The organism is Bradyrhizobium sp. CCBAU 53421 (genome assembly GCF_015291625.1).
Classification (GTDB): Bacteria; Pseudomonadota; Alphaproteobacteria; order Rhizobiales; family Xanthobacteraceae; genus Bradyrhizobium.
Map to the genome: position 1 here is coordinate 841,675 of NZ_CP030047.1, position 14,327 is coordinate 856,001.

At 64.7% G+C, this 14,327-nt stretch carries 13 protein-coding genes; 10 read left to right on the forward strand and 3 right to left on the reverse strand.

The features are described 5' to 3' along the window. The first annotated feature begins 58 nt into the window (after window positions 1-58). On the forward strand, window positions 59-565 hold the full coding sequence (locus XH92_RS03780) for a hypothetical protein (protein WP_194458037.1): 507 nt from the start codon (window positions 59-61) through the stop codon (window positions 563-565). Window positions 566-736: 171 nt separating this feature from the next. On the opposite strand, the gene XH92_RS03785 is transcribed toward XH92_RS03780, so the two are convergent. Then, window positions 737-2,281, reverse strand: coding sequence for an acyl-CoA synthetase (locus XH92_RS03785; RefSeq protein WP_194458038.1), 1,545 nt, complete (start codon window positions 2,279-2,281; stop codon window positions 737-739). 95 nt (window positions 2,282-2,376) lie between these two features. Continuing rightward, window positions 2,377-3,549, reverse strand: a complete 1,173-nt coding sequence (locus tag XH92_RS03790) for an acetyl-CoA C-acetyltransferase (RefSeq protein WP_194458039.1) — start codon at window positions 3,547-3,549, stop codon at window positions 2,377-2,379. A gap of 186 nt (window positions 3,550-3,735) precedes the next feature. Here XH92_RS03790 and XH92_RS03795 point away from each other — a divergent pair, with 186 nt between their 5' ends. The 9 genes from XH92_RS03795 to XH92_RS03835 all read left to right on the forward strand — a co-directional run bounded on the left by XH92_RS03795 (window position 3,736) and on the right by XH92_RS03835 (window position 13,290). Next, window positions 3,736-4,401 carry a TetR family transcriptional regulator gene (locus XH92_RS03795; RefSeq protein WP_194458040.1) on the forward strand — a complete coding sequence of 222 codons (666 nt, stop codon included), beginning with the start codon at window positions 3,736-3,738 and terminating at the stop codon, window positions 4,399-4,401. 45 nt (window positions 4,402-4,446) lie between these two features. Continuing rightward, window positions 4,447-5,205 carry an SDR family NAD(P)-dependent oxidoreductase gene (locus XH92_RS03800; protein WP_194458041.1) on the forward strand — a complete coding sequence of 253 codons (759 nt, stop codon included), beginning with the start codon at window positions 4,447-4,449 and terminating at the stop codon, window positions 5,203-5,205. 173 nt (window positions 5,206-5,378) lie between these two features. Then, entirely contained in the window at window positions 5,379-6,185 is an 807-nt protein-coding gene (locus tag XH92_RS03805) for an enoyl-CoA hydratase/isomerase family protein (protein WP_194458042.1), read from the forward strand. A gap of 41 nt (window positions 6,186-6,226) precedes the next feature. After that, window positions 6,227-8,095, forward strand: a complete 1,869-nt coding sequence (locus XH92_RS03810; protein WP_194458043.1) for an AMP-binding protein — start codon at window positions 6,227-6,229, stop codon at window positions 8,093-8,095. A gap of 111 nt (window positions 8,096-8,206) precedes the next feature. Further along, window positions 8,207-9,334: an acyl-CoA dehydrogenase family protein gene (locus XH92_RS03815; RefSeq protein ID WP_194458044.1), complete on the forward strand. Its 1,128-nt coding sequence runs from the start codon at window positions 8,207-8,209 to the stop codon at window positions 9,332-9,334. Between the two features lie 117 nt (window positions 9,335-9,451). Beyond that, the gene (locus XH92_RS03820; protein WP_194458045.1) at window positions 9,452-10,699 is read left to right on the forward strand and encodes an acyl-CoA dehydrogenase; all 1,248 of its coding nucleotides are present in this window, start codon (window positions 9,452-9,454) and stop codon (window positions 10,697-10,699) included. Window positions 10,700-10,728: 29 nt separating this feature from the next. Continuing rightward, complete coding sequence (locus tag XH92_RS03825) at window positions 10,729-11,973, forward strand: acyl-CoA dehydrogenase (protein WP_194458046.1); 1,245 nt, start codon at window positions 10,729-10,731, stop codon at window positions 11,971-11,973. A gap of 136 nt (window positions 11,974-12,109) precedes the next feature. Further along, a complete protein-coding gene (locus XH92_RS03830; RefSeq protein ID WP_194458047.1) occupies window positions 12,110-12,808 on the forward strand; it encodes a nitroreductase in 699 nt (232 codons plus the stop codon). 71 nt (window positions 12,809-12,879) lie between these two features. Next, on the forward strand, window positions 12,880-13,290 hold the full coding sequence (locus XH92_RS03835) for a hypothetical protein (protein ID WP_194458048.1): 411 nt from the start codon (window positions 12,880-12,882) through the stop codon (window positions 13,288-13,290). On the opposite strand, the gene XH92_RS03840 is transcribed toward XH92_RS03835, so the two are convergent. Further along, window positions 13,287-14,291, reverse strand: a complete 1,005-nt coding sequence (locus XH92_RS03840) for a YafY family protein (protein ID WP_194458049.1) — start codon at window positions 14,289-14,291, stop codon at window positions 13,287-13,289. The two genes, XH92_RS03835 and XH92_RS03840, sit on opposite strands and share 4 nt — an antisense overlap. Window positions 14,292-14,327 lie beyond the last annotated feature (36 nt).

Here is a 14,327-nt window from a genome sequence, read left to right on the forward strand (position 1 = left end):
CTGTATGCTGGCGGCCATTGATTCACGATAGCAACTTTGCCTACGGGATGCATACCGCATGCGCCACGCGAGGATTGCAGAGCTGCCCGGCCGGATGTCGCGCCTCGGCGTGGTGATCGTGGCCGCCGGCCTGTTGCTGATGCCTGCGGCCCGTGCCGCGGACATCAAGCAGCTCACCGAGAAATTGCCGCGCGCCTATATCGGGGAGTTCCTGTGGGACGGCGACAACGCGGTGCAGAACGTCGTCATCACCTTCGACAAGGTGCAGGCGTTGAACGAGCAGAACGCGGAAGCGCGCGGCTGCGGTTCATATGAGGTCGGCCGTCACGTGACCAAGATCGCTATAGAGATGTTCATCCGGCTATCCGATCTCGAGGTCGAGATCTTCGAACGGTCGCCCGATGGCAACGGAGCGTTCGAGACCGACGGCAGCCATCGCGGCAAGCTGTCGGAAGATTTGCAGCAGATCGATGCGCAATGGACCTCCACAGCATCCGGCAAGCACGGCCAACTGCACTTGCGTGCTGCGGCGTCGGTGGCATGCGAGCCGGCGGAGGATTTGTAGGGCGGCACCCTCCCCTGGAGGGGGAGGGTCGGCTCACAGCGAGCGAAGCGAGATGTGAGGCGAGGTGGGGTGATCTCTCCACGCGGGCAGCACCCGATACGAGGGACTTTCACCCCACCTCGGTTCGCATTTCATGCGAACCGATCCTCCCCCTCCAGGGGAGGATAAGATTCACGCCTTCCCAGTTGCCTTCGGCCAATACCTGTCGCGCAGATGGCGCTTCACCAGTTTGCCGGTGGGCGTGCGCGGCAGCTCCTGCTCGAAGTCGATGCTCTTCGGGCATTTGATCGGCGACAGATGCTGGCGGCAGAACGCGATCAGCTCGGCCTCGAGCTCCTTGCCGGCCTTGCCGATGTCGTGCGGCTGCACCACGGCCTTGACCTCTTCGCCCATCTCCTCGTTGGGCACGCCGAACACCGCGACGTCGGAGACCGCCGGATGCGTGATCAGCACGTCCTCGGTCTCCTGCGGGTAGATGTTCACGCCGCCGGAGATGATCATGTAGCTCTTGCGGTCGGTGAGATAGAGGAAGCCCTCCTCGTCGAGGTAGCCGACGTCGCCGAGCGTCGACCAGCCCTTGGCGTTGTAGGCCTTCTTCGTCTTCTCGGGATCGTTGTGATAGGAGAAAACAGGCGCGTCGGCGAAATAGACCTGGCCGATCTGTCCCGTCGGCGCCTCCTCGTCGTTCTCGTCCAGGATTTTGACCTTGCCGACCACGGCGCGGCCGACGGTGCCGCGATGGGTCAGCCATTGCTCTGAGGTCGAGACGGTGACGCCGTTGCCTTCGGAGCCGGCGTAATACTCGATCAGGATCGGTCCCCACCACTCGATCATCTTGGCTTTCACGTCGACCGGGCAGGGCGCCGCGGCGTGGATCGCGCCCTTCAGCGATGAGACCTTGTAGCGGGCGCGCACCTCGTCGGGCAGCTTCAGCATGCGCACGAACATGGTCGGCACCAGCTGCGACTGCGTGACCTTGTGTTTCTCGACCTGCTTCAGAAATTCCTCGGCGTCGAAATGCTCCATGATGACGGAGGTGCCCCCGAGCACGGTCGCCATCATGTTGAAGCGCAGCGGAGCCGCGTGATAGAGCGGCGCCGGCGACAGATAGATCGAGTCGGCGTTCATGCCGCACATGTCGGCGGTGAGAATCCGCAGAAACGGATTCGGCACATCGATCCGGTTGCCCTCGAACTCCTTCTTGATGCCCTTGGGCCGGCCGGTGGTGCCGGAGGAATACAGCATGTCGTAGCCCGCGACCTCGTCGGCAACCGGCGCGGTCGGTTGCGCGCCGGCTTCCTTGTCATAGGAGCGGAAGCCAGGTGCCGGCTCGTCCATCATGTAGAACAGCGGCTCGCCGGGTTCGCCCTTGATCAGGCCCTTCACCTTGTCGGCGCACTGTGGCGTGGTGATGAACACCTTAGCTCCGCAATCCTTGATGATGTAGGCGATCTCCTCTTCCGTCAGGTAGCGGCTGATCGCCGTGTAATACAGCCCCGAGCGCTGTGCGGCCCAGCAGATCTCCATGAAGGCGAGGCGGTTTTCCATGAGCAGCGCAATGTGGTCGCCGGCCTTCAGGCCGAGCGAGCGAAACAGATGCGCGCCCTGGTTCGAGAGCTCGTCGAGCTCGCGATAAGTGATCGCCTTGCCGGATGCCGCCATCTGGTAAGCGATCTTGTTCGGATGATTACGCGCGTGGATGGAGGGATGGGTCACAGACGTTTCCTCGGGTGTTGCCTCGATATGAAAATGGCGAGCAGGAAGCGCACTCCCTGCTCGCCAGTTGCTCGCGAATAGCTTTTTGCTTCTTCTTACAGCCGCTCGACGATCGTCACATTCGCCATGCCGCCGCCTTCGCACATCGTCTGCAGGCCGTAGCGCTTGTTGCGCTGCTTCAGGGCATGCAGCAGCGTCGTCATCAGCTTGGTGCCGCTGCCGCCGAGCGGATGGCCGAGCGCGATCGCGCCGCCGTTGACGTTGAGCCGGGCCGGATCCGCGCCGGTGGTCTTCAGCCACGCGGCCGGCACCGAGGCGAAGGCCTCATTGACCTCGAACAGGTCGATGTCGTCAATCTTCATGCCGGCCTTCTGCAGCGCGCGCTGGGTCGCCGGCAGCGGCGCTTCCAGCATGATCACGGGGTCGCCGCCCATCATGGTGAGGTGATGGATGCGCGCCATCGGCTTGACGCCGAGCGCCTTCAGGCCGTTCTCGTTGACGACCATGACGCCGGAAGCGCCGTCGCAGATCTGGCTGGCGCTTGCGGCGGTCAGCTTGCCGTTCTCGGCGATCAGCTTGACGCCCTTGATGCCGTCGAGGCTGGCGTCGAAGCGGATGCCTTCATCGATATGGTGGGTGTCGGTCGAGCCGTCGGCGCGGGTGATCGTCACCGGCACGATCTCGTCCTTGAAGTGGCCGGCTTGCGTTGCCGCGATCGCCCGCTGATGGCTGTTGTAAGAATATTCGTCGAGCTCATCCTTCGACAGGCCGTACTTCTCGGCCATCATCTCCGCGCCGGTGAACTGGCTGAACACGATGTTGGGATACTTCGCCTCGATGCCCGGGCTCTTGTAATGGCCGAAGCCGTTCTTGGCGGGCAGCGAGGAGGCGAGCCCCATCGGCACGCGGGTCATCGATTCCACGCCGGCGGCGATCACGCAGTCCATGGTGCCGCTCATCACGGCCTGCGCCGCGAAGTGCAGCGCCTGCTGCGAGGAGCCGCACTGGCGGTCGATCGAGGTGGCGGGCACGCTCTCCGGCAGCTTCGAGGCCATCACCGCGTTGCGCGCGATATTGGTGGATTGCTCGCCGGTCTGCATCACGCAGCCCATGATCACGTCCTCGACCTGCGCCGGGTCGGCGCCTGATCGCTCGACCAGCGCATCGAGCACGGTGGCGGCCAGATCGGCCGGATGCCATCCGGCAAGACGCCCTCCCTTGCGGCCGCCGGCGGTGCGGGCGGCGGCGACGATATATGCCTCGGCCATGTCTGATCTCCCTGATGTTTCTGGATTGGGCGGTCTTTAAAGTTGGGCCGGATTTAAGGGGCGGCTCAGCATTTAGTCAATCAATCAATTAACTCTTGAGTGCAGGCCCGCCATGGGCTTATGTGCGGCCTCGATTTACCGTCGAGCCGAGAAAAGCTCGGGGGACAGAGCGGGACCAGAGCGCAGTTGAATACCAGCGTACCGACGAAACTCCCGGCCGGCAAAAATGCCACCGCCGACAAGCTATTGGTCGCGGCCAGCGAGCTGATGATCGAGCGCGCCTCGATCGAGGTGTCGCTGTCCGACATCGCGCAGAAGTCCGGCGTCAACGCCGCCTTGGTGAAATATCATTTCGGCAACAAGGACGGGCTGTTGCTGGCGCTGCTGGCGCGCGACGCCGCCACCGAGATGTCGCAGCTCGAATATCTCATCAGCCAGCCGATCACCCCATCCGCGAAGCTGCGCCTGCATATCGGCGGCATCATCCGCGCCTATCACCAGTTCCCCTACATGAACCGGTTGATTCATTATCTCCTGCATGAGAGCTCGCCTGCCGCCGCCAACGAGGTGTCGAAATTCTTCGTCGCGCCGCTGCTCGATTTTCACCGCCGCCTGCTCGCCGAAGGCATCAAGGCCGGCGAATTCCGCAAGATCGATCCGGTGCTGTTCTACACCAGCCTGATTGGCGCCTGCGATCATCTGTTCTTCGGCCGCCACGCGATGTCGCGCGCGGTCGGCGTCGGTCCTGTGACCGACCAGGTTTGCCGCGAATACATCAAGCACATGGAAGCCTTGATCTTCGGCGGCGTGCTCAATCCCGATAAGGAAACGGCAGCGGCCGCTGCCGGATAACAAGTTCAAGTCTAGAGAAGAAACGCCCAAGGAAAGGTTGTTCTCATGCAGTTGAAAGACGTTGCCGTTCTCATCACCGGCGGTGGCTCCGGCCTCGGTGCCGCGACCGCGCGCGCCATGGCCGCCAAGGGCGCCAGGATCGGCGTGATCGACCAGAACAAGGAAAACGCCGAGAAGGTCGCCGCCGAAGTGAAGGGCGTTGCCCTGCATGCCGACGTCACCGACGAGGAAGCGATCAAGGCGGCGATTGCCAAGGCCGAGGCCGCGCACGGTGTCGCGCGCGTGCTGATGAACTGCGCCGGCATCGGCGGCTCGCAGCGCATTGTCGGCAAGGACGGTGTCTATCCGCTGGCGAAGTTCGTCCGCATCATCAACGTCAATCTGATCGGCACCTTCAACGTGCTGCGCCTGTTCGCCGAGCGGCTGGCCACCGAAGCCCCGATCGGCGAGGAGCGCGGCGTCGCGATCAACACCGCGTCGGTTGCCGCCTATGAAGGCCAGATCGGCCAGATCGCCTATTCGGCCTCGAAGGGCGGCGTCGTCGGCCTCACGTTGCCGGCCGCGCGCGACCTCGCCAGCCTGAAGATCCGCGTCAACACCATCGCGCCGGGCCTGTTCCTGACGCCGCTGCTGATGGGCTTGAATGAAGAAGCCCGCAAGAGCCTCGGCGCCCAGGTGCCGCATCCGGCCCGCCTCGGCGACGCCTCGGAATACGGCAACCTCGCGGTCCATATCGTCGAGAACCCGATGCTCAACGGCGAAACCATCCGTCTCGACGGCGCTATCCGCATGGCGCCTCGATAGTACCTTCTCCCCTTGTGGGAGAAGGTGGCGCGCAGCGCCGGATGAGGGGTTTCTCTCCGCGGAGGCAGACCCCTCACCCGCGCGAACACGCGGCACACACGCGCATGCCCTCTCCCACACGGGGAGAGGGCGCATCAATTGCCACCGCATTTGCAGATGCAGGAGTGTAACGCGTGTCTCAACCGCTGCTGATCGAACATCACGATGGAGTCGATTGGGTCACGCTCAATCGCCCGGAAAGCCTCAACGCGCTCGATCCTGCGATGATCGATGCGCTCAACACCTACTTCCAGGGCCTGCAGCGCAACCGCGATACCCGCGTCGTGGTGCTGAAGGGTGCGGGCGCGAATTTCTGTGCCGGGCTCGACCTCAAGCACGCGATGGCCCGCCGCGGCGGGCAGGCCGAGCCGCCCGGCGTCACGGAGTCGCTCGACTCGCAGCGCCGCATTGCCGACATCGTGATGCTGATGCGGCGCTGTCCGCAGCCGATCATCGCGCTGGTGCAGGGCGCGGCCGCCGGCGGCGGTTTTGCGCTGGCGCTTGCGGCCGATATCCGCATCGCGGCGAAGAACGCGCGGATGAACTGCGCCTTCATCAAGCTCGGTCTCGGCGGCTGCGACATCGGTACCAGCTATTTTCTGCCGCGCCTCGTCGGCGTGTCGGTCGCGTCGGAATTGATCCTCACCGGGCGCTTCATCAACGCCGATCGCGCGCTTGCCGTCGGCCTGGTGTCCGAAGTGGTCGAGGCCGCCGATCTCGACATTGCCGCCGGTCCTTATGTCGAGGCGATGATGACGGCCTCGCCGGTCGGCCTCCGCTTGTCGAAGGAATGCATCAACATGAGCGTCGATGCCGGCTCGATCGAGGCCGTGATCGCGATGGAGGATCGCAATCAGGTGCTGTGCAGCCGCTCGGAAGATTTCCAGGAAGGCATCAGGGCCTTCCTCGAGAAACGAAAGCCTGTCTATATCAGGCGCTGAGAACAGATCCTCAAAAGGACAAGAATTCCGGGAGACGCAAAATGGACGGAGACGCGGCGATGCTGACGAAACCTGCCTTTCGCAAGGTGGATTGGCTCGCGCGTGACATCGCGGTCGAGCGGCGCGCCGACGGCACAGTCGTGCTGAAGTCGCGGATTCCGCTGCAGGCCTACGAGACCCACATCCCGGCCTACCTCGCCAAATGGGCGGCGCAGGCGCCGGAGCGCATCTGGCTCGCGCAGCGCGGCGGCCCCGACCGGCAGTGGCGCAAGGTCTCTTATGGTGAAGCCAAGCGCACAGTCGATGCGCTGACGCAAGGCCTGCTCGATCTCGGGATTGCCGACGGCCGGCCGGTCGCGATCCTGTCGGGCAATTCGATCGAGCACGCGCTGATGACGCAGGCTGCGATGCAGGCGCGGCTGCCGGCGGCGCCGGTATCGCCAGCCTATTCGCTCATGAGCCAGGATCATCTCAAGCTCAAATACCTGTTCGACCTGATCAAGCCTGCCGTCGTGATGGTGCAGGATGGACCTGCCTTCGAGAAGGCGCTGAAGGCGATCGATCTCACCGGCATCACCGTCGTCCATGTCCTGCGTCCCTGCGAAGGCATCAGGAGCACAGCCTTCGCCGCGCTCGCGGCAACGAAGGTGACAGCCGATGTCGCCGCGTCGATCGCCAAGATCGCGCCCGACACCACAGGCAAGCTGCTGTTCACCTCCGGCTCGACCGGCATGCCGAAGGCTGTCATCAACAGCCAGCAGATGATGTGCGCCAACGCGGCGATGATGATGCAGGTGCGGCCGCGTGATACGGCCGGCCCGATCCCGACAGTGCTCGACTGGATGCCGTGGAATCACACCATGGGCGGCAACGCCGCGTTCAATCCGGTGCTGGTCGACGGCGGTACGCTTTATATCGACGACGGCCGGCCGATGCCGGGCCAGCTCGAGGAGACCATCCGGAACCTGCGCGAGGTGTCGCCGACCTATTACGCCAACGTGCCGGCCGGCTATGCCGCGCTCGCGGCCGCAATGGAGAAGGACGAGGCGCTGTGCGCGAGCTTCTTCAAGAACCTCTCGATCATGGCCTATGGCGGCGCCCGGCTGCCCGACGATCTCTATGACCGCATGCAGGCGCTGGCGGTGAAAACCACGGGCGAGCGCATCGTGTTCTACACCGGCTGGGGCTCGACCGAGACCGCGCCGACTTCGACCGGCACCTATTGGGACACCGAGCGCGTCGGCCTGATCGGCCTGCCGTTCCCCGGCGTCGAGCTGAAGATGGTGCCGTGCGGTTCGAAATACGAATTGCGGCTGCGCGGCGTCAACGTCACGCCGGGCTATTTCGGTCAGCCCGATCTCACCGCGAAGATGTTCGATGAGGAAGGCTTCTACTGCATCGGCGATGCAGGCGTGTTCGTCGATCCCGAAGATCCGCTGCAAGGCATCATCTTTGCCGGCCGCGTGGTTGAGGATTTCAAGCTGACCACCGGCACCTTCGTTCATGTCGGCTCGCTGCGTACTGACGCGATCGCTGCCGCGACGCCGGTCGTGCATGACGCGCTGGTCGCGGGGCAGGATCGCGCGTTCATCGGCCTGTTGTGCTGGCCGAACCTGCATGCCTGCCGCCAGCTCGTCGGCAATGCGGACGCAAGCTATGAGGACGTGATCCGGCATCCCGAGGTGGTCGATTGTCTCAGGAAGGGGTTGCTGGCGCACAATGCGTCCAGCACCGGCAGCAGCATGCGGATCGCGCGCGCGATGCTGATGGTCGAGCCGCCATCGATCGACGGCAATGAGCTCACCGACAAGGGCTATATCAACCAGCGCGCCGGCCTCGAACGCCGCGCCGCATTGGTCGAGAAGCTCTATGCCGGCAAGCCCGGCGACGAGGTGATCATTTTGAACTGACCGTAGGATGGGTAGAGCGCAGCGAAACCCATCATCTCTGACCAAGCAATCGATGGGTATCGCTTCGCTCCACCCATCCTACGAACAACAACAGCAATGCGGGTAAGCGCCATGAATTTCGATTTCTCCGACGAACAGAAGCAGATGCGCGACGAGGCGCGGAAATTCCTCAGCGAGCAGTGCCCGCCGAAGGCCGTGCGCGAGGTGCTCGACGGCAAGGCGCCCTACGACAAGGCGTTGTGGAAGGGCCTTGCCGAGATGGGCTTCCTCGGTGTCGCGATCCCGGAGCAGTTCGGCGGCGCCGGTGCCGGCCATCTCGAGCTCTGCGTGATCGCGGAGGAAATGGGCCGCGCGCTGGCGCCGGTGCCGTTCTCCTCCACCGTCTATCTCGCCGCCGAACCACTCCTGATCGCCGGCAGTGACGCACAGAAGCAGAAATGGCTGCCGAAGATCGCCTCCGGCGATGCCATCGGCACGCTGGCGCTGTTCGAGGGCAAGGGCAATCCGTCGCCGAAGGCGATCACGGTCACGGCCAATGGCGGCGTGCTCAATGGCGTCAAGAAGCCGGTTCCGGATGGTGCGATCGCCGATTTCGCTGTTGTCGCTGCGCGCACTGGCTCGAGCGGGCGCGAGTCCGACATTTCCTTGTTCATTGTCGATCTCAAGGCCGGCGGCGTCGAGATCAAGTCGCTGACCAATATCGACCTCACCCGCGGCCAGGCCGAGATCACCTTCAAGGATGCCAAGGCCGAGCCGCTCGGCGCGGCCGGCGAGGGCTGGAGCGTCATCACCCAGGTGCTGGATCGCGCCGCCGTGCTGATGGCATTCGAGCAGGTCGGCGGCGCCGACCGCGCGCTGGAGATGGGCCGCGACTACGCGCTCGACCGCATCGCGTTCGGCCGTCCGATCGGCTCGTTCCAGGCGGTCAAGCACATGTTGGCCGACATGTATGTCTCGGCGACGCTGGCGCGCTCGAACTGCTACTACGGTGCCTGGGCGCTCTCGACCAATGCCGGCGAGCTGCCGGAAGCTGCCGCCGCCGCACGCATCAGCGCGACGCAGGCGTTCCAGCACTGCGCCAAGAACAACATCCAGGTCCATGGCGGCATGGGCTTCACCTGGGAGTTCGACTGCCACATGTACTACCGCCGCGCCAATGCGGTGGCGCTCGGCCTCGGCAGCCTGTCCTATTGGGAAGACGCGCTGATCGACCGCATGCGCAAGAAGAACGCGGCTTAACGCTACGATTCGTCATTCCGGGGCGCGCGTAGCGCGAACCCGGAATCCAGAGATTGGGAATCGAGATTCCGGGTTCGATGCTCCGCATCGCCCCGGAATGACGGAAAGAAAGCCACCATGAATTTCGATGACACCCCGCAGGAGGCCGCATTCCGCGCCGAGGCGAAAGCCTGGATCGCGGCCAATGCGCCCAAGCAATATGAGGACGAGCTGCGCAAGGCCTCGCTCGGCCGCGTTGCGCTCAAGGGCGCAAACATTCTCGAAGTCGCAAAGGCCTGGCAGAAGAAGAAGGCCGATGCCGGCTGGGCCTGCCTGCACTGGCCGAAGGAGTATGGCGGCCGCGGCTCATCGCCGATCGAGCGGGTGATCTGGCAGCAGGAGGAGGGCCCGTTCGGCCGCCTCAGCTCGATGTTCATCATCGGCCACGGCATGTGCGGCCCGACCATGATGGCGTTCGCCGGCGAGGAGCAGAAGCGCAGATATCTGCCGCCGCTCGCTTCCGGCGAGAAGATCTGGTGCCAGCTGTTCTCCGAGCCCGCCGGCGGCTCGGACGTCGCGGGCCTGCGCACCCGCGCCGAGAAGCGCGGCGACGAATGGGTGATCAACGGCCAGAAGATCTGGACCTCGGGCGCGCATTATTCCGACTACGGCATCCTGCTCACCCGTACGGATCCGACGGTCGCCAAGCACAAGGGCCTCACCATGTTCTTCCTGGACATGAAGAGCCCGGGCGTCGAGGTCAGGCCGATCAAGCAGGCGAGCGGGGCCTCCGACTTCAACGAGGTCTATTTCACCGACGTGCGCATTCCCGACACGCAGCGGCTCGGCAATGTCAATGACGGCTGGAACGTGTCGCTGACCACGCTGATGAACGAGCGGATGTCGATCGGCGCCGGCGTCGCCACCGGCTTCCCGGAGCTGTTCGACTTCTGCAACAGCCTGATGCTGGAGGATGGCCCCGCGATCGAGAACCGCGCGGTGCGCTCCAAGCTTGCCAACTGGGCGGTGAAGGCGAGCGGGCTGAAATACACCAGCATGCGCGCGATCTCCGCACTGTCGCGCGGTGAGCGTCCGGGACCGGACAACTCGATCGGCAAGCTGGTCGCCGGTTCGATGATCCAGGACGTCGCGACCTACGCGCTCGACCTGCAGGGTGCCGCCGGTACCTTGAGCGGACCCGAGGATGCCGAGGTCGCCGGCAAATTCCAGGCGATGCTGCTGCGTGCGCCGGGCACCCGCGTCGAGGGTGGCACCGACGAGATCATGCGCAACATCATCGCCGAGCGCGTGCTGGGCCTGCCCGGCGACATCAGGGTCGACAAGGACGTTCCCTTCAACAAGATCCCGACCAAGGGCCGCGCCTAACAGCGCCAGAACAACGAGAGAGGTTCGCCATGAATTTCGATGACACCCCGCAGGAAGCCGAATTCCGCAAGGTTGCGCGCGACTGGATCGCGGCCAACGCGCCGAAGGAGTTCGAGGAAGAACTCTCGAAATCCTCGCTCGGCCGCATCAGGCTCGCCAAGCACGACATGGTCGAGGTGGGCAAGGCCTGGCAGAAGAAGAAGGCCGAGGGCGGCTGGGCCTGCCTGCACTGGCCGAAGGAATATGGTGGCCGCGGCGCGACCCCGATCGAGCGCGTGATCTGGCAGCAGGAAGAGGGCGTGTACGGCAAGCTGACCCAGCCGTTCCAGATCGGCGAGGGCATGTGCGGCCCCACCGTGATGGCCTGGGGCAGTGAGGAGGCCAAGCGCCGCTATCTGCCGAAGCTCGCTGCGGGCGAGGAGATCTGGTGCCAGCTGTTCTCCGAGCCGTCGGCAGGCTCGGACGTGGCGGGGCTGCGTACCCGCGCCGAGAAGAAGGGCGACAATTGGGTCGTCAACGGCCAGAAGATCTGGACCTCAGGCGCGCATTATTCCGACTACGGCCTCTTGATCGCGCGCACTGATCCGAATGTGCCCAAGCACAAGGGCCTCACCATGTTCTTCCTCGACATGAAGAGCCCCGGCGTCGAGGTCAGGCCGATCAAGCAGGCCAACGGCATGCAGGAGTTCAACGAGGTCTATTTCACCGACGTCGTGATCCCGGACAGCCAGCGCTTGGGTGCCGTCGGCGAGGGCTGGAGCGTGTCGCTAACCACGCTGATGAACGAGCGCATGTCGATCGGCGCGCGGCTCGCCACCGGCGTGCCTGAGATGTTCGAGTTCTGCTCCAACCTGATGCTGGAAGATGGTCTTGCGATCGACGATCCGGCGGTGCGCTCCAAGCTGGCGAGCTGGGCGGTGAAGGCGAGCGGGCTGAAATACACCAGCTACCGCGCGATCTCGGCACTGTCGAAGGGTGAGCGGCCCGGTCCGGAAAACTCGATCGGCAAGCTCGTCTCCGGCCTGATGCTGCAGGACATCGCGACTTATGCGATGGACCTCGAAGGCGCGGCGGGCAGCCTCACCGGCGCCGATGAGGAGCAGGCCAACGGCCAGTTCCAGCAGATGCTGCTGTCGTCGCCCTCGATGCGCATCGCCGGCGGCACCGACGAGATTCTGCGCAACATCATCGCCGAGCGCGTGCTGGGCCTGCCCGGTGATATCCGGGTCGACAAGGACGTGCCCTACAACAAGATCCCGACCAAGGGGCGCTGACGATTCTCGTGTCCCGGACGCGATGCGGCACGTAGTGCCGCGTCGCAGAGCCGGGACCCACCTCTGTGCATGGGCCCCGGCTCAGCAGCGCATCACTTCGTGCTGCGCTGCGTCCGGGGCAAGAAAGCGAGCACCAATGGACGCTGTCGTGAAGCAAAACAACCGCATCGGTGCACTGGAAGAGCTGCTCAACGAGCGCTACTCGGTGCGCGCGTTCGAGCCGCGCGAGGTGCCGCGCGACGTCATCGAGCACATCCTCAGCACCGCGCAACGCACCGCGTCCTGGTGCAACAGCCAGCCCTGGCAGGTGCTGATCGTGTCCGGCGAGGCCAAGGAGCGGTTTCGCAAGGCAATCTATGCCGAGGCCTCGCGCGGTCTCGGCGATGATTACGACTTCACGCCGCCGCGCGAATATGTCGGGGTCTATCTGGAGCGCCGCCGCGAAAGCGGCTTCCAGCTCTACAACACGCTCGGGATCGCGCGCGGCGACAAGGCGGCCTACGGCAAGCAGGCGCTGGAGAACTACAATTTCTTCGGCGCGCCACACGTTGCCGTGATCCACACCAACGAGCCGCTCGGCATCTATGGCGCGATCGACTGCGGCGGCTATGTCTCGAACTTCATGCTGGCAGCGCAGGCTCTCGGGCTCGGCACCATCCCGCAGGCCGCGATCGCGCGTCATTCCGGCCTGATCCGCCGCCACTTCAACCTGGCCGATGACCGCCGGGTTGTCTGCGGCATCTCGTTCGGCTATGCGGATAACGCGCACAAGGTGAACAGCTACCGCACGTCGCGCGCGACTGTGGCGGATACTGTCACATTTGTGGATGTATAGTTTCCCTCAAGGCGGGACGTAACGTTCCCGCCGAGGACGAGAAGACGCGATAAAGAACGACAAGAACAACAATGGCGAATAACGCCTCCCTGTCGCCGGCGGAGATCAGCTGGCAACTGCACCGTCTGCCTGCGCTTGAGCGCGATGCGTTCATCGCGGCGCATTATTTGGGACAGCCCGTCGCCTGGAAGACCCGCTTCTTCGATGCGATCGACTGGGGCGCGGGCTCGGTGCTGCAATTCAGCTTCCTGCAACGCGGCTGGCACCGCCATTCGCGGCTCGACAATCCGATCTATGCCTATATCGACATCGAGCAACATCCGGAAACACGCAACCTGCGCCGCGGCCGGCGGGTCGATCTGCAGGGCACGATCAAGGGCGTCGACTTCGTGACCGGGACGACGCTCACGCTGGACAAGTTCGAAATCCTGCCGGTCAATTTTCTCGACCGCTTCGTCATCAGCTCCGACAGCCGGTACTAGCGCTTGCGTCCCGCCACTGCGCAGCGTGGCGGCGCCTCGATATAGCGCGCGGCCATCGCACCTGTGAGCTCGGCCATCTTCTCGCGCAGCTCCACGGGTGCGAGCACTTCGACCTCGGCGCCGAGCCGCAGCAGCTCGGTTGCCGCGTGCCACACTGTCTTGCCGACCGGCATGACGGCGATCCGCCAGCCGTCGGCGTCGGTGCCATCAGTGAGCCGCACCCGCGCCTTCACGTAAGGATGCGCCAGCGCATCGAACAGCTGCAGCCCGAGCGGCGACAACCGCACCGTGGCCTCGTTCGGATGCAGCTCGGCCTCCAGCCGCTCGATCGAGGCGCGCCAATAGGTGGCGAGATCGAACTCCGCGGGCCGCGCGAACGGCGTCTCCAGCGTGGTGCAATCCAGCACGCGCGCGACGCGGTAGGTGCGTACATTGCCGTCGACGAGGCCGGCGAGATACCAGCTGCCGCCCTTCAGCACGAGGCCGAGCGGGGCCACGCGCCGGCGCTTCTCGGCCTTCCAGCTCTGGTAACGGATCTCGATCAGGGTCTCGCGCAGCACGGCGCCGGCAATGGCGCGCAGATGCTGCGGCTCCTCGGTCTCGCCGAACCAGCCCGGCGCGTCGAGATGGAAGCGCTGCTGCATGCCCCGCGCATTGGGGCGCAGGCTCTCCGGCAGCGCCGCCATCAGCTTGGTCTGCGCCGCCGCCATCGCGGCATCGAGGCCGAGCGCGGCGGCGGGGCCGGGCAGGCCGGCCATGAACAGCGCTTCGGCCTCGCCCTGCGACAGCCCGTTCAGCCGCACCCGGTAGCCGTCGAGCAGCCGATAGCCGCCCTCGGCGCCGCGGTCGGCATAGACGGGCACGCCCGCAGCAGCCAGCGCATCGATGTCGCGATAGATCGTGCGCACCGAGACCTCGCAGGCCTCGGCCAATTCGGGTGCGGTGACCTGTCCCCGCGCCTGCAGGGTGGTGAGGATGGAAAACAGCCGGCTCGCGCGCATGGGAAGATCATACCTGACACAAGATGTCAGGTATAG

Coding starts and splice junctions, on each gene's coding strand:
- XH92_RS03825 (WP_194458046.1), top strand. CDS start 10,729: ATGAATTTCGATGACACCCCGCAGGAAGCCGAATTCCGCAAGGTTGCG.
- XH92_RS03790 (WP_194458039.1), bottom strand. CDS start 3,549: ATGGCCGAGGCATATATCGTCGCCGCCGCCCGCACCGCCGGCGGCCGC.
- XH92_RS03780 (WP_194458037.1), top strand. CDS start 59: ATGCGCCACGCGAGGATTGCAGAGCTGCCCGGCCGGATGTCGCGCCTC.
- XH92_RS03835 (WP_194458048.1), top strand. CDS start 12,880: ATGGCGAATAACGCCTCCCTGTCGCCGGCGGAGATCAGCTGGCAACTG.
- XH92_RS03820 (WP_194458045.1), top strand. CDS start 9,452: ATGAATTTCGATGACACCCCGCAGGAGGCCGCATTCCGCGCCGAGGCG.
- XH92_RS03810 (WP_194458043.1), top strand. CDS start 6,227: ATGGACGGAGACGCGGCGATGCTGACGAAACCTGCCTTTCGCAAGGTG.
- XH92_RS03815 (WP_194458044.1), top strand. CDS start 8,207: ATGAATTTCGATTTCTCCGACGAACAGAAGCAGATGCGCGACGAGGCG.
- XH92_RS03830 (WP_194458047.1), top strand. CDS start 12,110: ATGGACGCTGTCGTGAAGCAAAACAACCGCATCGGTGCACTGGAAGAG.
- XH92_RS03840 (WP_194458049.1), bottom strand. CDS start 14,291: ATGCGCGCGAGCCGGCTGTTTTCCATCCTCACCACCCTGCAGGCGCGG.
- XH92_RS03800 (WP_194458041.1), top strand. CDS start 4,447: ATGCAGTTGAAAGACGTTGCCGTTCTCATCACCGGCGGTGGCTCCGGC.